We start from the raw sequence: 19076 nt of genomic DNA, 5'->3' as shown, positions 1-19076 counted from the left end.
GACCCGATCAGTGCCCGGCGGCGAGAATCGAAGGCGCCGGTTCGGCGACCGCGGCCACCGCGTCGGCGACGATGAGGTCCACCAGTGCCGTGCACTCCGGGTCGGCGCACTCGCAGTCGAAGGTCCGTACGACCGTCGACGTGTCGACCGGGACCTCGGGCCTGGTCAACGGACCGGCATGCTGCGTGACCAGCGCGTCGTTGCCGTACCGGACGAGCGCGCGGCGTTCCTCCACACTCGTGGCCGTCAGGCCCCCGGCAAGTGCCGATGCGAAGATCCGCTCCACCTCCGCGAGGGTCTCCTCCTCGGTCAGGTCGTCGACGACGAGCGTGGTGACCGGGGAGTCCGCGAGCATCGTGGTCAGCCGGTCCCAGGTCTGCAGGTAGTACGCCGGCACGCCCTCCGGATGCCGCCGGCGCAACCGTTCGTGCTGAACCTCCCGCGACGGCATCAGCCACACCGCCCTGCCGGGAACGGTCACCATCGCCGGGCTGATCGGCCCGCCCTCGGCCACCACCAGCGGGGACGCGGGCAGCGCACGTAGGTCGTCGACGATCATCGGGGCGCGGTCGTAGAGGTTGTGTGCCGGGCCGCGGTCGGGCACGGGCACACCGGCGGCGCGCGCCCGCTCGCGATGGATCCAGGTGCGGCTGTCGGAGTTGTACCAGCGAAGACCGTGCCGCCGCGCCAGCTTCCGGGCGACCGTCGTCTTGCCCGCGCCGGCCGGACCACCGATCCACAGCACGTTCGAAAGCTCCATGTCCCCCATCATGTTCCGGGGATGCGGCGCGGGACGTCGCGGGTGGTGACCGGCCGCATCGTGGACGTGTCCGCCGCCTCGTAGTAGGACGGACGTCGGGAGGCGACCGGTGCGGGTCCGCGTCACCGCGTGGATCCGCGGCAGTTGAGGCCGAGGAGCAGAGGAAGCCATGAGGATTCTTGTCACGGGGGCCGGCGGCGCCATCGGTGGAGCGGCCACCGCCCGGCTCGTCGAGGCCGGGCACGCAGTGAGGGCGCTGGTGCGCGAGGACGACACACCGCCGGACACCAGCGGCGTCGAGGTCGAACGCGGAGACGCCACGGACCCGGCGGCGGTGTCGCGGGCGGTGACCGGCGTCGACGCCGTGGTGCACCTCGCGGCGACGCCCGCACCCCTCGGACGGCCGGAGGACGTGTTCGTCAACAACTCCTGCGCGACCCTGGTCGTGCTGCAGTACGCCGCCGAGGCCGGCGTGGGCAGGGCGGTCATCGCCTCCAGTGTGTCTGCGCTGGGCCTGGCGTGGGCCCGTGAGGTGAACTCACCGGCGTACGTGCCGATCGACGAGGACCACCCGTTCTGGCCCGAGGAGTCCTACGGCCTGTCCAAACAGGTGGACGAGGCGACCGCGGCGATGATCCACCGGCGTTTCGGGATGCCGATCCTCGCCTACCGCTTCCCGTTCACCACCTCCGCGAGCGCGCTGGCCGAGCGCGCCGCCCAGGTACGCGCGGACCCGGCAGAGGCGGTGCGGGAGCTGTGGGCCTACCTCGACCTGCGGGACGCGGCCGAGGCGATCCGGCTCGGGGTGGAGAGCGAGGTGCCGGGGTTCCAGCCGGTGTACGTCATGGCGCCGGACACCCTCGCAGACCGCCCGACCGCCGAGCTGATCGCCCGCTACCACCCGACCAGCGAGGTACGCACGCCGCTGGTCGGGCGGCAGACGCCGTACGTCATCACCCGGGCCGAGGAGTTGCTCGGCTTCCACGCCCGCCATCTGGTCGTCGACGAACGGTAGGAGGTCCGTCCCACACGGAACGACTCGAATTGAGGCCGTCAACTGACCGTTGCTCCTCCTGACCTTCCGCGGTGTCACCGACGAGCAGACGAGGCGGCGTACCACCGTGAGCGAGCTCACCCTGGGCGGGATCGTCCGGCACCTGGCCACCGGCGAGCGGGTCTGGACGCGGATCATCGTCACCGGTGACGGGGAACTGCCGGACGGCATGCTCGACATCGGGCAGTACCGCATGGCCGAGCACGACTCCCTCCGGGTGTTGCTGGAGTCGTACGAGGCGGCGGCGAAGGGGCTGGAGGATGTCGTAGGCACGATGCCCGACCTCGGCCGGAGCGTGCTGCTCCCGGTCACGCCATGGTCCCCGCCCGAGCCGGTCCACTGGCCCGTACGCCGGATCCTGCTGCACCTGATCCGGGAGACGGCCCAGCACGCCGGGCACGCGGACATCATCCGGGAGGCGCTGGACGGTGCGAACACCACTGCCCGACGATGATGTCCGCGTCCACCTGCGACCGGGCTCGGTGCGGGCTGGGTGCGATCAGTGTGGGACCACGCCGTGGCGGTCGATGTGCGGACCGGCCACGGTGTCGGCGGAGGCGGCGGCCACGATCGCGTCGGTGCCCTCGGTGACGGTCTGGTGCCCCTGGTGCCCGTTGAGGTCGGTGGCGGTGTAGCCGGGGTCGACGGTGGTGACCCGAACGCCCGGCAGGTCCCTGGCGTACTGGTTGGCGATCATGTTCAGCGCCGCCTTGGAGGACTGGTAGACCATCCCCGGTACGCGCGACTCGGTGCGCTCGGGATCGTTGACCAGGGCGATCGATCCCAGGCCGCTGGACACCATCACCAGCCGAGGGCTTGGCGAAGCGGTGAGCAACGGCAGGAAGGCATGCGTCACCCGCACCGGGCCGAGGACGTTGACGCCGAACACCGGAAGGAAGTCCGCGGGCACGGTCTCCAGTGTCGTCCTGTGGAAACCGGCCACGCCGGCGTTGTTGATCAGGACGTCCAGTCCGGTGCCGGATTCCGCGACGATGTCGTACGCCGTCAAGACGGACTTGTCATCGGTGACGTCAAGCACGACGGGGCGTACGTCGGCATCCGGCTGGATTGTCCTGATCCTGGCCGCGGCGTCGAGGCCGGCCTGTTCGTCGCGGGCAGCCATCCAGACGGTCCAGCCCAGCAGGGCAAGCCGGCGGGACGTCTCCAGGCCCAGGCCCTTGTTGGCTCCGGTGACCAGAACGGTGGTGCGGTCGTGGTGCCTGGGGTTCTCGCTGTGGTTGGGGTTCTCGGTCATGGCCCCACTCTGTGACGACCCGTGACGGGCTGCCAGGACCGGCCGATCGTGGGACCGCCGGTCCCACCCTCGCGACTGGTGCGGCCGGGCAGCCGAGGGCATGCTGGATGGGTGAAGGCGAACCGCGAGGAGCTGGCCCGGGTGATCAGACGCGCCCGCGAGCGCGTCGGACCCGGCGAGGTGGGGCTGCCGGTAGGCCGCCACCGCCGCGTTCGCGGTCTGCGGCGCGAGGAGCTCGCCCAGCTCGCCGGGATCAGCGTCGACTACGTCGTCCGGCTCGAGCAGGGCCGCGGCCCCCGGCCCTCGGAGCAGGTGCTGTCCGCCCTGGCGCGGGCGCTCCGTCTGGACACCGACGAGCGTGACCACCTCTTCCACGTCGCCGGAGGTACGCCGCCGCGACAGGGCCTGATCGACCTGCACGTACGCCCAGGGATCCTTCGGCTGATCGACCGCTTCACCGACCTCCCGGCGATGGTGCTCAGCGCGAAAAGCGACATCCTCGCCTGGAACGCCATGTCGTCCGCGTTGCACGGTGACTGGTCCGCACTCTCGCCGGATCGGCGCAACCAGACCCGGCTCAGGTTCCTCCCCGACCCGAACGAGCCCCCGCGCACCGTGATCGGCGGCTCCGCCGAGGACCGCGCCCAGACCTCCGCCCAGACCGTCGCCAACCTGCGCTCGGCGGCGGGCCGGTATCCGGAGGACCCGGGTCTGCGGCGGCTGCTCGAGGACCTGCGGCGGCGTTCGGCGGAATTCCGCGAGCTGTGGGACACCGTCGACGCCTCCACCTTCCGCAGCCACACCAAGACCCTGGTCCATCCGTCGCTGGGCGAACTCACCCTCGAGTGCGACACCCTCCACATCCCCGACACCGACCAGACGCTGGTCGTCTACTCCGCCGCACCGGGCACCTCCGAGGCCGACGCCCTCGCGTTGCTGCGCGTCGTCGGCATCCAGCAACTCGCGTCCGCCACGGGTGCACCCGCGCACGAAACGTGAGTCACTCCGGCCGACGGGTCCCGTTGCTCGGCAAGGCTCAGCCAGGACCTTTGGGGTGAGCTGCGTCGAAAGCACGGGAGAGCTTCGCCGGCACGACCATGCGCCACGCGTCGACAACGAGTTCGCGGGCCTCCGTCGGGTCGAGAGCAGCGAGGTCGGCGTGCACCCAGTTGAACCGCATGTCCGATGTCGCCGGCAGGTGGAACTTGTGCGGCTCGCCCGCGACGAGCGCCGCTCGCTCCTCGACGGGGAACGCGAAACCCATGACGCTCTCGTCGATGGAGAAGGCCACGTACACGATCTGCCTGACCCGGAACTTCAACCTGCCGCGCACACACACCTCGTAGGAGCGCTCCAGTGACGTTCCGAGTGGCCGGACATCGCTGATCGTCGCCATGAGCGATCTCTCCTCCCCCTTCCTGGGTGAGTCCGCGTAGACGGTAGACCGCGGCAGTGGCCCGAAGTCATCGGTCTTCCTGTTCGGCCGGCGCACCTACGAGCAGTTCGCCGGCTCCAGGTGAGCTGCCGCAGGAGATGATGGTCAGATGCGGTACCTGATTTCTGTGATCGATGACAAGAGCAATCCCGGCAGTACGGACAGGCAGCCTGCCATCAGCGCGTTCAACGAACGACTGATCGCCGAGGGCTACTGGGTCTTCGCGGGCGGACTTGCGGACACCGATGCGGCCACGGTCGTCGACAACCGGGGCGAGCAGGCGGTGTTCAGCGACGGGCCTTTCGTGGAGTCGAAGGAGTACCTCGCCGGTGTCTGGGTGTGGGAGGCCCCTGATCTGGATGTGGCGCTCGAGCTCGCCGCCGAGGCGTCGAAGGTCTGCGATCGGAAGATCGAGGTGCGGCCGTTCCAGTGAGCGACGAGTAGACGACGTGCAGGTCCCCGTTCGTGGCCTGCAGAAGCCAGGGGTAGGAGTAGCCGAACTCGTTGTCGAGGTACTCCTCGTCCTGCATCTGCAGGTTGCGTCAGTGCGGCCAGGTGGTTCCCTCGTCCTCGGACAACGCGAGCGTGAGCGGCGTGCGAAGCGTTTTGCGGCGCATGCCACCCTCTCCGTCGGGAGCCCAGCGGAACTGTGTCTCCCGCAGGGTGGCGACCAACGTGGCCGCGTGGCTGTCGCCCGGGTGCGCTCTCCTCGCCCTCGGCTCCGCACCGGTTTGGCGACGGCTCACTGGTGCGTCCTGCCACGCGCGGCGGTCAGGTGCGCGCGTGCCGCCAGCTCCAGATGCACCAGGTCAGAGGCGACGCTGGCGAACGTGAAACCCTCGGCCAGCCGCTTCGCGGCCACCTCGCCGTCATGGGTGTGGATACCGGACGCCACACCAGCGGCCTTCGCGGCCTCACTCACCGCCCGCAACGCCGCCTCGAACTCACCGGCGACTGCGGGGTCACCCGGGAACGCTCCCCCGAGCCCGAGAACGAGATCCGACGGACCGACGTAGACACCGTCCAGTCCGGGCGTACGGCAGATCGCCTCGACGTTCTCCAGGCCCTCGCGGGTCTCGATCATCGCGAACACCAGCGTGCTCGCATCCGCCTCCGACGGACGCGGGCCGATCCGCAAACCTGACCGCATGGGTCCGTACGAACGCCTGCCCGCCGGTGGGTAACGGGTGGCGCTCACCGCACTGGCCGCCTCAGCGGGCGTGTTGACGAGCGGCACGATGACGCCGGCCGCACCGGCGTCGAGCGCGCGCCCGATCGGCGTCAGCGTCAGGTGGTTGTCCTCCACCCGGACCATCCCGACCGCCTGTGCGCCGGCGTCGATCGCTGTCAGTCCGTTGAGGATTCCGGAGTATCCGATCAGGCCGTGCTGTGCGTCGAGCACGACATAGTCGTAGCCGAGCCGGCCGATCCGTTCGGTGGCCACCGGGGCGTCCATGGCCGACCAGTAGCCGATCGCCCTTTCCCGCCTACGGATCCTGGCGGCGAACTCCGTCGCAAGACCACTCACCGAACCACTCCTCACCTGGTCGTGGGCCGACGAGAGTCGCGATGTCGACCGGCCGATCGTGTAGGTACGCCAATCCAAGCAGGTGTGGCTTTCCAGTGGCCCTTGGTGTCCGATTCCAGCACGGCCGTTTCCAACAGGGCAGTTTCCAACACGGCGGCCCAGCCTCTCACGCAGGTTGACGTTGACGCGAACTGTCTTGTGGACAAGCGGTTTCCCGCGCGCATGGGCCGATCATGCACGATAGAATCGAATACATGAGCGACGACGGCGAGGGCTTCGACGGCCACTCGGGCGAAGGTCCCGGTGGCCGTCAGGTGCTGCCTGCGGGGTTGGCGGACTTGCCAGCCGGGCCGCGGCTTGCCGTGCTGGTCGCCTCGGTCGACCGGAGGGTGTGTAACGGATTCGAGCTGGAGGAGTCGATCAAGGCACGGCGGCGGCTGATCTGCTGCCTGGAGGCTGAGTGCCTGTCCGATGTGAACGTGCTGGCCCACACCAGCCCCGGCATGCCCGATGAGCCAGCTGAACGCTGTGCCGAGCTGGACTCGATGACCCAGGCCGTCCTCGAACCGCTGCTGGGATGGACCGGCCACCACGCCGACTGGTACCTCTCGCTGGCCACCACCCTCCCCCCGCCTGCCACAGGTACGGGACACTCTGGCGTCCGGCGGGCTCGAACTCGGCGACATGCGCACCATCGTGGACCGCATCACCGACGCCGAACCCGACCTGTGGGGTGCCATCGAGGACGCGATCTTCCCCAAAGTCCTGGAGCTTCGGGGCGGGTTGTTGCGGTCCAAGGTGGAGGCAGAGGTTCTCAAGGCCGACCCCGAAGCCGCCGTCAAACGGCACCGGGCCGCGCGGACCGGGCGGAACGTCGCGATCTGGCCCGCCGTGGACGGTGTAGCCGACCTCGCCGTCCGCGGCCTGTCGGCTGACCAGGCCGCTGAGGCGTACGGCAACATCGACGCCATCGCCCGCGCCGTCAAAGCAACCGGCGACACCCGACCCCTCAGCCACCTCCGCGCCGACGTCGCCGCCGCACTGCTCACCGGCACCGCCGACATCACCGACTGCTCCGCCCCCACGCAAGCTGACCCGGACGGGACCGAGCGGGGCGGGCAGGGGCACTGTGCCGTTCACCGGTTCCCCGACCATGACCTGCACGACAGCTGGTGTGAGTGTGGCGACTGCTCCCTGGCGCCGGTCACCAGCTGCAGGGTGTGCGGCGCGGCCGCGAAGAACGGCGTCCCGATCCACAACACCGCCGCCCACAGTGCCGCACAGAACGCAGCGGAATGCGGCACAGCCGGCGGGGATGCAGCCGGGGACAACCAGACGGAGGGCAACGCAGCCGTAGAGAATGCAGCTGCCCACGCCGGCGCTTCGACATCACCGCCCTGGTCTTCCTCGCAGCCGAGCTGGGGTGCCATACGAACACGCTCGAAGATCGAAGCGACCAGCGGTGTGCGTGGACCACGTGCAGGAGGCCCGCGGCGACGTGCCACCTGGACCACAACACCGAATATGCCGGCGGTGGTGCAAGTTCGGTGGGCAACGTCGCGCCGTTGTGCCCGCGCCACCACAAGGCGAAGAGTGAACGGGACTGGACACTCCAACAGACCCGACCCGGCGAACACACTCTCACCGACCCCTACGGCCGCCAATACCGCAGCCAGGCACCATCCCTCACCACCCCCCGTGACAGCCCAACCGGCATCTGCCACCACCAGCACCGCAGAGACCGACGATCGACCGCCGTTCCGAAATCCGATCTCGCGCGTGGGGCGCTGCAGGGACGAGCTCAAGTCAGCGACCCCTTGACCACCGGAAGGTTCGCGGGCGGGCCGGTCTCGACCAGCCGCACGATGGCTTCCAGGTCGAGGTGCTCCTCGACGGCGTCGGCGAGGTCGTCGATGCGCCGTTCGCGCGCCGCTGCGAAGCTGACCTGCCCAGGCTCGATGGACAAGCCGACCAAGGATGCGACCTCACCCAGCCAGGCACGGCGGAACGCGTCGCCTTCCAGACTGCCGTGCCACATGGTCCCGAACACCGAGCCGCGTCGGGCACCGCCGAGGAACGGTTCGTCGGCACCGAGGTGGACCCGGCCGTGATGGATCTCGTAACCACCGGCCGGTACGCCGAGCGCCTCGCCGGACGGCAACCGGAGCACCTTGTCGGGCCCGAAGTCGGTACGTACGTCCAGCAGGCCGAGCCCCTCGGCGCACGCACCGGCAGGTCCCTCGACGCCGTCCGGGTCGCGCACCTCACGGCCAAGCATCTGGAACCCTCCGCAGATGCCCAGCACCACCCCGCCGCGCGCGGCATGGGCGGTGATCGCGTCGGCCAGACCTCGCTGCCGCAGCCAGGCCAGGTCGGAGAGGGTGGCTCGCGTGCCAGGGAGCACCACGACGTCCGGCGAACCCAGCCCTCGCGCGTCGTGCACGAAATCCACGTCCAGGCCGGGTTCCAGGCACAGCGCGTCGACGTCGGTGAAGTTGCTGATCCGCGGCAGCAGCACCACCGAGACCCGCAGCCGCTCCCCCGGCGCAGTGACGTCCGGGCGAGGGCGGGACTCCAGCGCGAGGGCGTCCTCGGAGTCCAGCCACAGTCCTCCCAGCCAGGGCAGTACGCCGAGCACCGGTCGCCCCGTGAGTTCCTCCAGGCTGTCCAGTCCGGGCCGGAGCAGCCCGACGTCGCCACGGAACTTGTTCACCACGAAGCCACACAACAGCGCCTGGTCGTCCGGCTCCAGCAGGGCCAACGTGCCGTACATCGACGCGAACACCCCGCCCCGGTCGATGTCGCCCACCACGATCGTCGGGACTCGGCCATGCCGGGCGAGACCCATGTTCACGTAGTCGAACCTGCGCAGGTTGATCTCCGCCGGGCTGCCCGCGCCCTCGCACACCACCACGTCGTAGCGGGTCCGCAGGTCGTCGAACGCGTCGAACGCGGCCCGAGCCAGCGCACCTCTCCCGCCGAGAAAGTCCGACGCGTCGAGAGTGCCGTACGGACGGCCCATCACCACGACGTGGCTACGCAGATCGCTGCCGGGCTTGAGGAGTACGGGGTTCATGGCCGCCTCCGGCTCCACACCGGCAGCCACCGCCTGCACCCACTGGGCCCGGCCGATCTCCGCGCCTTCGGCGGTGACCATCGAGTTGTTGGACATGTTCTGCGCCTTGAACGGCGCGACCCGGTAGCCCCGCCGGCGCAACGCCCGGCACAGTGCCGTGGTGACGACGGTCTTGCCCGCGTCGGACGTCGTACCGGCCACTAGGAGGCCCTGTCCTGTCACCCCGCAGAGGATGTCATGCCGACGAGACCGCCGTCACGTGAGGACCCGATCGGTGGGCTCGGCGTCGGCCTCGGGTTCGGCCCAGACCTCCGCGACCCTCTGCGTGATCCAGAAGAACGTGAACCCGAGGATCACGACGGACTCCTCGACGAAGATCCAGTGCTCCATGGCGCCTCGCTTCCCGGCGATCCAGACGATCGCCATCGCGAGCATCACGACCGCGAGGATCGCCCAGTACCAGACGCGCCGCCCCCCTTGATGGCCGAGATGCAAGCCCGAGTTGACGACCACGATGATCAAGCCCGCGAACAGCACCAGGGCGGACAAGCCGTGCCCCGTCCGCAGGAACGTGGCCCGCTCAGCGAGAAAACCGGCCACCAGTACCACGTATCCGACCGCGAGCACGTGGAGCGCGATCCTCGCGTGCCGGTCACCCGCGTGAGGCAAGGCTCCATGCCCGGCGCGCAGGATCGGTGCGAGATAGGCGACCAGCAGGCCGACGCCGCCGATGATCAGCACCGCCGCCACGTTCGCCGCGATCGTCGAGGACGGGATGTCGCAGAAGGCGCGGCGCGGATCACACTCCGCCTCGCCGCGGCTGGTGGGTACGAATGCGACCAGGAACGCCAGGAATCCCGCCGCGTTCAGGGTCACGTCCTCGAACCCGGTGCGTCCGGGATAGATGATCAGGCACGCCCCAAGCGAACACAGGCAGGCGATGAACACCGCGTGCGCGGGCGTGTAGTAGTAGGCGCTGACCGAGTCCAGCAGCGAGCCGTACCGGAACCACTCCAAGGTGATGGCGGCCGCCAGCAACAACACCAGCAGGACCATCCCGAGCCGCAGATAGAGATCGGTACGCCGAAGCAGCTGGCGAGCGCCGGCCGCGGTGGAGTCGGTTGTCATCTCGCACACCCCTTCGGGGCCGCGCATGACGACGCCGCACCGGCCCCACGTGCCCGCGAGGATGAGCCTCCGGCAGGCGACCGTCAAGAAGCCTGGCGGGCGAGGGAACCGAGCTTTCCCGGACCGTTAGCACCATGTGGCGAAACCGAAATGTTCCCCCCGGAGCGTCCGGGTGGCGTGGTCGCCCTGTTGTCCGGACCCTGTTGTCCGGACCTATTTGTCCGTCACACCCAGCAGCCGGGCGTGCAGGGCGCGCACCTCGTCAGCGAGCTCGGGATCGGGGCCGGCGACCCGAATGCCGGGTGCGACCGTGGTGATCGGCAGCGGTGCGACGGGTGCCGGCGGAGCGCCCCACTCCTTCCGCCAGCCGACCAGTTGCTCCGAGCTCGTCGCGTAGACGATCCGGCCCAGGCCAACCCAGGCGTGGGCGGCACTGCACATCGGGCAGTGCTCTCCGGAGGTGTAGACGACACTGTCGCGCCGCTGCGCGGGTGAGAGGTTCGACGCCGCCCACCGGGCGATCTCGAACTCCGGATGGCGAGTCTCGTCGCCGTCCTTGACGCGGTTGCGGTCGGCGAACCGTACGACTCCCTGATCGTCGACGAGCAGGGAGCCGAACGGCTCGTCCCCGTCCTCCAGCGCCTCCCGCGCCAGGTCGACACAGCGGCGCAGGTAGCCGCGGTCAGCCGCGGTGAGTCCGGCGTCCTCGTGACGTCCAGGTTCCATTCCCGGCAGGCTAGCAGTGGCGTACCGGGGCGAGGCTTCTCCGACGGGCCGCGTCGTCAGCCGACCGGCTCGGCCACGGCCTCCTTTCGCACCGTCCCGTTGTGCACGGACTCGGTCCGGACCGTTCGCAACGCGCGGGCCCAGCTGAGCAGCTCGTCCAGCATGGTTGCGAGCGTCGCCTCGTGCCGGGCGTCGGGCCGGAACTCGTTCATGTTCACGAAGTCCGTCCACAGCGACAACGTGACCTGTGGCCCGACGTCGGCCACCTTCAGGTGCGCCATCACCTGGCGGAGCTGCTCGACGGCGCGGACCCCGCCGTCGGCGCCGTACCCGACGAAGCCTGCGGCCTTGTGGTTCCACTCCGCGTACACGAAGTCGAGAGCGGTCTTCAGGACGCCCGGCATCGAGTGGTTGTACTCCGGCGTGACGAAGACGAAGGCGTCGAGGCCGCGGATCGTTTCCGCCCAGCGCCGCGTGTGCTGGAGGGCGTACTGCCCCGCCGCGGCCGGGACGATCTCGTCCAGGTGCGGCAGGTCGAAGGCCGCCAGATCGATGAGCTCGTACTCCCCGCCGCCGTGAGCGTGTGCGACCTCCTGCACCCAGCGGCCCACGGCTTCGCCGTTACGCCCGGGCCGGGTGCTTCCGATGATGATTCCCACTCTGGTCATGGTTCGACCGTACGGACCACGAGGAAGACGTCCCATGCGCGAAAGTCTCGCGACCATACTCGAGCGTCTTCGTGACCAGGTCCGGGACAGACGGACGGAGCTACGCTGACGGGCGTGGACGCGCTCAGCCAACTGGTCGCCACGATGCGGACGGGAGAACCCGCGTCGTCTCTGATCACCCACCACGCCCCCTGGCACCGCTCGTACCCACCCGTCCAGGGAGCGGGGATTCACGTGATCCTTCAGGGATCGGCCGTCCTGCTCCCGTCCGGGACGGAGCCGGTTGCGCTCGGTGTCGGGGACGTGGTTTTCACACCACAGGGTGCCGGACACGCGCTGGCCGACAGCGCCACGACTCCCCTCCCCGGGGTCGGCACCGCCGCAGACACCGCCGCAGACGGCGACGGCCCGACTACCGTGCTCCTCTGCGGGGCGTACGGGCTGGACCGTTCACGGGTCCATCCGATGCTGCTGGAGCTGCCGGAGTACGTCCACCTCCCGGCCCGCCTGGGCCACCATCCCTCACTTCGGGCGGCCATCGACCTCCTCGGCCGGGAGGTGCAGGACCGGCGGCCCGGAACCGACGCGGCGATACCAGCGCTGCTCGACATGCTGTTGCTGTTCATCCTTCGGGCGTGGACGGATGATCAGGACTGCGACGAGGGCAGCGGATGGGCAGCCGCACTCAGAGATCGCCCGGTCAGTACGGCGCTGTCGGCCATCCACCGAAACCCCGGGCATCCCTGGACCGTCGAGAGCCTCGGCACCGAGGCGGGACTGTCCCGGGCCGCGTTCGCCCGCCGGTTCGCCGCCCTCGTCGGGCAACCGCCACTCGCGTACCTCACCTGGTGGCGGCTGACCACCGCCGCACGGCTGCTCCGCGAGACCGACAGCTCGCTGCAGTCGGTGGCCCAGCGGGTGGGCTACGCCTCGGAGTTCGCGTTCGCCAACGCGTTCAAGCGGGAGTTCGGAACCGCGCCAGGCGCCTACCGGCGACGCGGGTGAGCCTCGTCGGTTGCGGCCGCCGGGAGGCTATTGCCCTTTGTGTCCGGCACCCCTAGGCTCTCAGGCCTGAGGTTGTAAATCGTTTTGCATCCTCCTGCAGCATCGTTCGTGCATCGTCGTTCCTTGCAGCGTCCTGTGACCAGTCCGCCCTCGTGGCGCGAAGCGGAGGACAGCATGGGCACCAGCACATCCCTGCACCGGCGGGCCTTCCTGCTCGGCGCCGGAGCCGCCGCCACGGCCGGTGTCGTCGGCCTGGGGACGGCGGAAACGGCACACGCGGCAGAGGTCGCCGGGACACGCGTACCACCCCTGTGGCGAGCCGCGGCCAGGAAGGGACTCCTCTTGGGATCCTCCGCGGCGACGTGGCAACTGGAGGACGCCGACTACGCCGCCCTGCACGCCAGGCATGCCGCGCTCCTGCTGACCGAGGACGACATGCTGTGGTGGCGGCTGCGGCCCACTCCCGACTCCGGGCTCGACTTCACCTACGCCGACCGGATCGTCGAGTTCGCCGAACGCAACCGGCAACTCGTGCTGGGTGCCCACCTGGTGTGGGACCAGGGGTTCGGCGACGGCTGGGGCGAGGACGACCTGTGGAACATCCCCGAGGACCGTGCCCGCGAGCTGCTCTACGGCACCATGCGCGCAGTGATGCGGCGTTACCGCCACCGCGTGCCGATCTGGAGCGTGGTCAACGAGGCGATCGTCAACGGGACGGACACGGGGCACGGCGGGCTGCGGGAGGACGTCCCGTGGTTCCAGACCATCGGCCCCGACTACGTGGCACACGCGTTCCGGGTCGCGCACGATACCGACTCGCACGCGTGCCTGATGATGAACGACTTCGGCTACGAGACCGTCAACCAGTGGGGCGACGAGCCGGCCGACAAGCAGCGCAACACCCTCCGGGTGCTCGACGACCTGCTCGGTGCCGGGGTTCCCGTGCACGCGTTCGGGATCCAGGGTCACCTGCTGGCCGACCGGTTCCACGAACGCTTCCACGCACGGCAGTACCTCCGGTTCCTCTCCGAGCTGGCCGACCGCGGCCTGAGGATCCTGATCACCGAGCTGGACGTCCTCGACGACGGGCTGCCCACGGCGACCGGGCCCCGCGACCGGATGGTCGCCGACGTCTACCGCCGCTACCTCGACGTGACGCTCGAGTGCGCGGACGTGGTGGCCGTCGTCGACTTCGGCTTGTCCGACCGCTACACCTGGCTGGACGAGGACTACCCACGCGAGGACGGGACGCACCGGCGCCCGCTGCCCTTCGACGCCGACCTGCGGCCCGTTCGCGCCTACCACGCCGAACGCCGCAGCCTTGGCAGTGCGCCCCGGAGGCGACCGGCCTGGAAGTCCCCGCGAACCTGCACCCACCGGTGAGGTGGCGTCCATGAGCCCGCTTCGAGTCGGTGTAATCGGCCTCGGCGAGGTCGCTCAGGTCATTCATCTGCCCATCCTGGAATCGTTGCCAGAGCTCTACGAGCTGGCCGCCGTGTGCGACCTCTCCCCCACCCTGCTCGACGTCGTGGGCAGGCGGTACGGCGTGGAACGGCGCTACGACGACTTCCAGAAGCTGGCACGCGACCAGACCCTGGACTGTGTGCTCGTGCTCAACAACGACGAGTACCACTGCGACGCCGTGACCGCGGCGCTGGGGCAGTCCCTGCACGTGCTGGTGGAAAAGCCGATGTGTCTCAGCCCCCGGGAGGCGGAGCGGATCGTCGCCGCCCGGGATGCTTCGGGATGTGTGGTCATGGTCGGCTACATGCGGCGATTCGCCCCCGCGTTCACCGCTGCCAAGGAGCAGTTGACGAAGCTGGGACGGGTCAACTACGTACGCGTCCATGACGTCATCGGCCGCAACCAGTTGCTGATCGACCAGACCGCGCACGTGCTCCGTCCGCACGACCTTCCGGCGGCAGCCCTGGCGGACCGGCACGAGCGCGGACGCCGGTTGGTGCGGGAGGCGCTCGGAGATGTTCCCGACGTGCTCGGCGGCACCTACCGCCTGCTGTGCGGGCTTGGCAGCCACGACCTGTCGGCGATGCGTGAGCTGCTCGGGCGGCCCCGCGGAGTCGCCGCCGCCCGCCAGTGGCGCGACGGGCAGTTCGTGGTCGCGCTGTTCGAGTACGACGACCACCTGGCGGTCTACGAGACCGGCGTGGACGAACAGCTTCGGTTCGACGCACACATCGAGGTCTACGGCGAGACCACGTCGATGCGGATCCAGTACGACACGCCCTACGTCCGGCACTTGCCCACCGTCTTGATGTTCGAGGAGAGCAACGGGGACGCCTACACCCGTTCGGTGGTCCGGCCACACCTGAAGGACCCCTACACCCACGAACTCGAGGCGTTCCACGCGTCGGTCACCGCCGGCGTTCCGGTCAGGACGACTCCCGAGGACTTCGTGCAGGACCTCGAGCTGTTCACCGAGATCATCCGGCTCGCCCACCACACACAGAAAGGCGCGGAACGATGCTGACCGACGAGGACGTGAGATTCTTCCGCGCCAACGGATATCTCCTCCCCCACACCCAGTTGTTCTCCGAGGACAAGCTCGCGCGCCTGGAGGCGATCTTCAACCGGCACCTTCGGGACAAGGGTGACAAGCTCTCCGACGAGCTGGACACCCCACACTTCCGCGACCCCGAACTGCTGGACTTCCTGCTCTCCGACGAGGTGCTCGACACCGTCGAACCGCTGGTCGGGCCGGACATCGCCCTGTGGACCAGCCACTTCATCTCCAAGGACCCGAAGGTCGGACGCGCCACGCCCTGGCACGAGGACAGCGCCTACTGGAAGGGCCGGCTCAGCGCGTACGACCGCATCGTCACGGTGTGGCTGGCGCTGGAGAAGCCGAGCGACACCTCCAACGGGTGCATGCGGGTGATTCCCGGCACGCATGTGAACGGATTCTCCGACAACTACGCCCCGACCGACCGCACCACCCAGACGTTCCATGCCGAGATCCAGGGAGTCGACGAGAGCCGGGCGGTCGACTTCGTCCTCGACCGCGGTGAGTTCTCCCTGCACGACGGCCGCATCATCCACGGCGCGAAGCCGAACACCAGCGACGTACGGCGTACCGGCTACACCATGCGGTACTTCCCCGCGTCCGTCCGCGTGCTGCCGGTCGAACAGAACGCCGGGTGGAAGATCTGGCTCGCCCGGGGCCGGGACACGGCCGGCAACGTCTACCAGCCGGAGAGGACGCCGAGCCGATGAGGCGGGGCGTCTACTTCGACGGCTGGTTTCCCGGACAGCACTGCTACCACCCGAGCCTGCCACCCCGGCGACTGCGGATGGTCGACGACCTCGTGGACTACCGCGCGGACATGCTCGTGTGGGCGGCGATGGGCGGTGGGTCGCTCGGCCTGCCCTATCTCGAACAGGAAGCCTTCGGCCCGGTCGATCCCCGCGCGCGGTTCTACGGTTTCGTCAACGACAGTGAGTTCATCGCCGAGTGCCACCGCCACGGCATCGCGGTCTTCGGCATCGTCTTCGAGGCCCAGGGCTGGGAGTTTCCGGTCGAGCTGGACGAGGACGAGACCACCATCCTCGCCCTGAACGAGCTCCGCGGCGTGGGCAGGCGGGACTGGCTCGGTCTGCGCGAGTTCTCCGCGAACCGCTATCCCCGGTTGTGGAAACCGGTCGAGCACTACTTCCCCGACGGGCTGGTCAACAGCGACGGTGAGTCGGTGACGGACCTGATCGACGAGTGCGTCGCCCGCGACATCCACCAGCAACCCTGTCACGCGAAGTGGGTGGAGTGCCCCGACCGGGACCACCAGTGCTACTACATGGACCGCAACAACCCCGTGTGGCGGGAGTACCTCAAGGCGGTCATCCGGATCCAGATCGACGCCGGCGTGGACGGTGTGCAGCTGGACGAGGCCGAGCTGCCGATGGGCGCGTTCCAGTACGGCGCGTGCTTCTGCCGGGACTGCATGCGGCTGTTTCGTACGTACCTGAAGGAGCTTCCGCCCGATCTGCGCGACCCGGCCCTGGACGGCGTCGACCTGGACACGTTCCACTACGGCGACTGGCTGCTGGCGCGAGGCCACGACTTCAAGACCGACCGCGAGTCCGCGCCGCTGTTCGGCGACTACTACCGCTTCCAGTGCCGGACGATCAAACGCTACTTCGGCGAGCTCGCCGAGTACGCGAGGGAGTACGCACGCGAGCAGGGCCGGAACGTGCTGATCTCGGGCAACTTCTTCAACTGCGACCCGTCCTATCTCGCGCTGGTCGACGACGTGGACGTCGTCGTCACCGAGATGCGCAACACGACCTACCGGCAGCCGCAGTGGTACCGCTACGTCGCGGGATTCGCGGCCGGCAAGGACGTCGTCGTGGTCGAGAACCCCTACGGCGGAGTCGTTCCGGAGCTGGTGGAACAGCTGCGGAAGGGACGCGGCTACGACCTGTTCCGGCTGTCGTTGTACGAAGGTGCGGCGTTCGGCGCGAACATGTCGGTGCCCTACGGCGCGTGGATGGGCGCGACGATCGAGGACTCGTTCCACCCTCCGCACGACCTCGCGGTCGAGGTGCAGAACTTCCTCGCCGACCACGAACACCTGTACTCCCACGACTCCTGGCACGAGGTGTGCGTCGTCTTCGGCGTGGCCAGCACCCGCGACCTGATTCGCCGGGCGGACGTGAGCGACAACATCACCAACGCACGAAACGACTCGGTGCGGGTTCCCTACCGGGTCGTCACCGAAGGTCTGTCGGCGGCGGCGGTGCCGTTCGACGTGGCGGTGTTCGCCGATGGCGATGTCGCTCCCGATCGCGTGGACGCGAAGACGTTGACGCGGTACGAGCGGATTGTGCTTCCGGACTGCCACGTGCTCACGCCACGGCAGGTGGAGGTACTGGAGACCTGCGTGAACGCCGGCGTGGTCGTCGTCGTCACCGACCGGTTCGCGGAGAACCTCCCGGCTGACATGCGCGACCGGCTGCTCCGCCGACCGGGCGTTCGGCGGGCCGTCGCGGAGGACGTCCCCGCCGTCGCCGGCGCCGCACAGGTCACCGTCTCGACGGGTGCTGCCGACGTCGCGGTCAACGTGGCCAGGCTGAGCGGCGGCAGCGCCGCGGTGCACTTGGTCAACTACGCCTACGACGCCGAGATCGACGCCGTACGCCACCACACCGACGTCTCGTTGCGGGTCCGTCTTCCGGTGGCGACGAGCGGCCGGGTGGTCTACCACGCTCCCGGAATTCCCTCGTTCGACCTCCCCGTTCGCCGGGACGGCATGACGGTCGAGGTCTCGATCCCCCGGGTGGGGGTGTACGGCATCGTGGAGCTTCGCGGCGACGCGTGACTCTGGTGAGTCCGCCTACGCGGATCCGCGGACCACCAGCGGGCAGGGCAGCACCACGGTCGTACGATCCCGGTCCCGCTCGCCCCGGAGCCGTCTGGTCAGCAGGCGCCCCGCTGTCGCGCCGATCTCGTAGGCGGGGTTGACCACCGTGGTGAGAGCGGGATGGACGATCGTCGCGGCGTCCACGTCGTCGAAGCCCGCCACCGCCACGTCGTCGGGCACGTTCAACCCGGCCTCGCGCAGCGCGTCGATGGCCCCGATCGCGGTGAGGTCATTGGCACAGAACACCGCGTCCGGCCGACGGCGTGCCGGAAGGGCGAGCAGTGACCGCATCGCGTCGCGGCCACCCTGGCGGGTCCAGTCACCGGCGACGAGCAGCGAGGGGTTCGCCCGCCGCCTGGCCTGCGACAGCGCCCTCCGAAAGCCCGCGACCCGGTTGCGGCCGGTCTGCGACGGGCCGGAGATCATCGCCACCCGCCTGGCTCCCCGGCCGAGGAGGTGGGTGGTCGCGGCGTACGCGCCGACCTCGTCGTCCACCGTCACGACGTCGACCTCGGGGTGGTCCAGCCGCTCGCCGATGGACACCACCGGCACGCCCATGTTCGCCGGCCCGAGCGCACCCACCGACGCCTCGTCGACCGCAGCCAGCACGATGCCGTCGGCGCCCCGGTCGAGGATGTCCTCGAAGAACTTCGTCTCCCGGTCGGGCAGGCCGTCGGTGTTGCACACGTAGGTGCCGTACCCGTCGGCGTCGACCACGTCGGCCAGCCCTCGGGTGAGCACGCTGTAGAAAGTGTTGGTGATGTCCGGGACCACCACCGCGATCATCTGCGAACGACGGGTACGCAGTGACCTCGCGACGTGGTTGGGGCGATAGCCGAGGGTCCGGATCGCCTCGTGCACGGTGGCCTGCGTCTCCTCGGCCACCAGGCGCTTGCCGGACAGGACGTGCGACACGGTGGTGGGGCTGACGCCGGCGTGTGCGGCGACCTGGGTGATGGTCACCCGGGGCCGGCCGGTGTCGGCGGCCGGCGCCTTCTGCTTGGGCATGCGTACCCTTTCCGGGTGGAGTGCGAGGTGGTCCCCGCTCCTGGCTCGGCGACCCGAGCCG

Annotated in this window: 20 protein-coding genes; 10 read left to right on the top strand and 10 right to left on the bottom strand. The window is 69.4% G+C overall.

The features are described 5' to 3' along the window. Positions 1–7: 7 nt before the first annotated feature. A complete protein-coding gene (locus BLU27_RS19080) occupies positions 8–760 on the bottom strand; it encodes a hypothetical protein (RefSeq protein WP_092655032.1) in 753 nt (250 codons plus the stop codon). A 169-nt stretch (positions 761–929) separates the two neighbouring features. On the opposite strand from BLU27_RS19080, the gene BLU27_RS19075 reads away from it, so the two are divergent. Then, positions 930–1775: an NAD-dependent epimerase/dehydratase family protein gene (locus BLU27_RS19075; RefSeq protein ID WP_092655031.1), complete on the top strand. Its 846-nt coding sequence runs from the start codon at positions 930–932 to the stop codon at positions 1773–1775. A 49-nt stretch (positions 1776–1824) separates the two neighbouring features. Beyond that, complete coding sequence (locus BLU27_RS19070) at positions 1825–2268, top strand: mycothiol transferase (protein WP_092655030.1); 444 nt, start codon at positions 1825–1827, stop codon at positions 2266–2268. Positions 2269–2313: 45 nt separating this feature from the next. On the opposite strand, the gene BLU27_RS19065 is transcribed toward BLU27_RS19070, so the two are convergent. After that, on the bottom strand, positions 2314–3069 hold the full coding sequence (locus BLU27_RS19065) for an SDR family NAD(P)-dependent oxidoreductase (protein WP_092655029.1): 756 nt from the start codon (positions 3067–3069) through the stop codon (positions 2314–2316). A gap of 111 nt (positions 3070–3180) precedes the next feature. Between BLU27_RS19065 and BLU27_RS19060 the strand changes: the two genes are divergently transcribed. Further along, complete coding sequence (locus BLU27_RS19060) at positions 3181–4068, top strand: helix-turn-helix transcriptional regulator (protein WP_092655028.1); 888 nt, start codon at positions 3181–3183, stop codon at positions 4066–4068. A gap of 37 nt (positions 4069–4105) precedes the next feature. Here BLU27_RS19060 and BLU27_RS19055 read toward each other — a convergent pair whose 3' ends face one another. Further along, positions 4106–4465, bottom strand: coding sequence for an MmcQ/YjbR family DNA-binding protein (locus BLU27_RS19055; RefSeq protein WP_092655027.1), 360 nt, complete (start codon positions 4463–4465; stop codon positions 4106–4108). Between the two features lie 148 nt (positions 4466–4613). Between BLU27_RS19055 and BLU27_RS19050 the strand changes: the two genes are divergently transcribed. Further along, positions 4614–4937, top strand: a complete 324-nt coding sequence (locus tag BLU27_RS19050) for a YciI family protein (protein ID WP_092655026.1) — start codon at positions 4614–4616, stop codon at positions 4935–4937. Between the two features lie 109 nt (positions 4938–5046). Here BLU27_RS19050 and BLU27_RS19045 read toward each other — a convergent pair whose 3' ends face one another. Then, positions 5047–5250, bottom strand: a complete 204-nt coding sequence (locus BLU27_RS19045; protein WP_092655025.1) for a hypothetical protein — start codon at positions 5248–5250, stop codon at positions 5047–5049. After that, positions 5247–6032, bottom strand: a complete 786-nt coding sequence (locus tag BLU27_RS19040) for an HpcH/HpaI aldolase family protein (RefSeq protein WP_241827515.1) — start codon at positions 6030–6032, stop codon at positions 5247–5249. The genes BLU27_RS19045 and BLU27_RS19040 overlap by 4 nt, the downstream gene beginning before the upstream one ends. A 696-nt stretch (positions 6033–6728) precedes the next feature. Between BLU27_RS19040 and BLU27_RS30125 the strand changes: the two genes are divergently transcribed. Further along, positions 6729–7853, top strand: coding sequence for a hypothetical protein (locus tag BLU27_RS30125; RefSeq protein WP_206744623.1), 1125 nt, complete (start codon positions 6729–6731; stop codon positions 7851–7853). Here the strand turns inward: BLU27_RS30125 and BLU27_RS19035 are convergent. The 4 genes from BLU27_RS19035 to BLU27_RS19020 all read right to left on the bottom strand — a co-directional run bounded on the left by BLU27_RS19035 (position 7834) and on the right by BLU27_RS19020 (position 11630). After that, on the bottom strand, positions 7834–9330 hold the full coding sequence (locus tag BLU27_RS19035) for a cobyric acid synthase (RefSeq protein ID WP_092655024.1): 1497 nt from the start codon (positions 9328–9330) through the stop codon (positions 7834–7836). The genes BLU27_RS30125 and BLU27_RS19035 overlap by 20 nt on opposite strands. Positions 9331–9363: 33 nt before the next feature. Further along, positions 9364–10236, bottom strand: a complete 873-nt coding sequence (locus tag BLU27_RS19030) for a hypothetical protein (RefSeq protein WP_092655023.1) — start codon at positions 10234–10236, stop codon at positions 9364–9366. Positions 10237–10449: 213 nt separating this feature from the next. Next, a complete protein-coding gene (locus BLU27_RS19025; protein ID WP_092655022.1) occupies positions 10450–10962 on the bottom strand; it encodes a nucleoside deaminase in 513 nt (170 codons plus the stop codon). Between the two features lie 56 nt (positions 10963–11018). Continuing rightward, positions 11019–11630 carry an NADPH-dependent FMN reductase gene (locus tag BLU27_RS19020; RefSeq protein ID WP_092655021.1) on the bottom strand — a complete coding sequence of 204 codons (612 nt, stop codon included), beginning with the start codon at positions 11628–11630 and terminating at the stop codon, positions 11019–11021. A 114-nt stretch (positions 11631–11744) separates the two neighbouring features. Between BLU27_RS19020 and BLU27_RS19015 the strand changes: the two genes are divergently transcribed. The 5 genes from BLU27_RS19015 (at position 11745) to BLU27_RS18995 (ending at position 17965) form a co-directional block, all read left to right on the top strand. Next, positions 11745–12635, top strand: a complete 891-nt coding sequence (locus BLU27_RS19015) for an AraC family transcriptional regulator (RefSeq protein ID WP_092655020.1) — start codon at positions 11745–11747, stop codon at positions 12633–12635. A gap of 174 nt (positions 12636–12809) precedes the next feature. Continuing rightward, the gene (locus tag BLU27_RS19010; RefSeq protein ID WP_092655019.1) at positions 12810–14018 is read left to right on the top strand and encodes an endo-1,4-beta-xylanase; all 1209 of its coding nucleotides are present in this window, start codon (positions 12810–12812) and stop codon (positions 14016–14018) included. Positions 14019–14028: 10 nt separating this feature from the next. Continuing rightward, positions 14029–15123, top strand: coding sequence for a Gfo/Idh/MocA family oxidoreductase (locus BLU27_RS19005; protein WP_092655018.1), 1095 nt, complete (start codon positions 14029–14031; stop codon positions 15121–15123). Next, entirely contained in the window at positions 15117–15866 is a 750-nt protein-coding gene (locus BLU27_RS19000; protein WP_092655017.1) for a phytanoyl-CoA dioxygenase family protein, read from the top strand. Before BLU27_RS19005 ends, BLU27_RS19000 begins: the two co-directional genes overlap by 7 nt. Then, positions 15863–17965, top strand: a complete 2103-nt coding sequence (locus BLU27_RS18995) for a hypothetical protein (protein WP_092655016.1) — start codon at positions 15863–15865, stop codon at positions 17963–17965. Before BLU27_RS19000 ends, BLU27_RS18995 begins: the two co-directional genes overlap by 4 nt. A 15-nt stretch (positions 17966–17980) precedes the next feature. Here the strand turns inward: BLU27_RS18995 and BLU27_RS18990 are convergent, their stop codons facing one another. Next, positions 17981–19015, bottom strand: coding sequence for a LacI family DNA-binding transcriptional regulator (locus BLU27_RS18990; RefSeq protein ID WP_092655015.1), 1035 nt, complete (start codon positions 19013–19015; stop codon positions 17981–17983). Positions 19016–19076: the final 61 nt, after the last annotated feature.

Origin of the sequence: Actinopolymorpha singaporensis, from assembly GCF_900104745.1 — a bacterium.
GTDB lineage: Bacteria > Actinomycetota > Actinomycetes > Propionibacteriales > Actinopolymorphaceae > Actinopolymorpha > Actinopolymorpha singaporensis.
This window is presented reverse-complemented; position numbering and strand designations above follow the sequence as displayed.

What these genes read in the sequence shown, in the direction of transcription:
- BLU27_RS19080 (WP_092655032.1), bottom strand. Translation starts at nt 760, where the DNA reads ATGGAGCTTTCGAACGTGCTGTGGATCGGTGGTCCGGCCGGCGCGGGC.
- BLU27_RS19075 (WP_092655031.1), top strand. Translation starts at nt 930, where the DNA reads ATGAGGATTCTTGTCACGGGGGCCGGCGGCGCCATCGGTGGAGCGGCC.
- BLU27_RS19065 (WP_092655029.1), bottom strand. Translation starts at nt 3,069, where the DNA reads ATGACCGAGAACCCCAACCACAGCGAGAACCCCAGGCACCACGACCGC.
- BLU27_RS19055 (WP_092655027.1), bottom strand. Translation starts at nt 4,465, where the DNA reads ATGGCGACGATCAGCGATGTCCGGCCACTCGGAACGTCACTGGAGCGC.
- BLU27_RS19050 (WP_092655026.1), top strand. Translation starts at nt 4,614, where the DNA reads ATGCGGTACCTGATTTCTGTGATCGATGACAAGAGCAATCCCGGCAGT.
- BLU27_RS19030 (WP_092655023.1), bottom strand. Translation starts at nt 10,236, where the DNA reads ATGACAACCGACTCCACCGCGGCCGGCGCTCGCCAGCTGCTTCGGCGT.
- BLU27_RS19025 (WP_092655022.1), bottom strand. Translation starts at nt 10,962, where the DNA reads ATGGAACCTGGACGTCACGAGGACGCCGGACTCACCGCGGCTGACCGC.
- BLU27_RS19020 (WP_092655021.1), bottom strand. Translation starts at nt 11,630, where the DNA reads ATGACCAGAGTGGGAATCATCATCGGAAGCACCCGGCCCGGGCGTAAC.
- BLU27_RS19010 (WP_092655019.1), top strand. Translation starts at nt 12,810, where the DNA reads ATGGGCACCAGCACATCCCTGCACCGGCGGGCCTTCCTGCTCGGCGCC.
- BLU27_RS19005 (WP_092655018.1), top strand. Translation starts at nt 14,029, where the DNA reads ATGAGCCCGCTTCGAGTCGGTGTAATCGGCCTCGGCGAGGTCGCTCAG.
- BLU27_RS19000 (WP_092655017.1), top strand. Translation starts at nt 15,117, where the DNA reads ATGCTGACCGACGAGGACGTGAGATTCTTCCGCGCCAACGGATATCTC.
- BLU27_RS18995 (WP_092655016.1), top strand. Translation starts at nt 15,863, where the DNA reads ATGAGGCGGGGCGTCTACTTCGACGGCTGGTTTCCCGGACAGCACTGC.
- BLU27_RS18990 (WP_092655015.1), bottom strand. Translation starts at nt 19,015, where the DNA reads ATGCCCAAGCAGAAGGCGCCGGCCGCCGACACCGGCCGGCCCCGGGTG.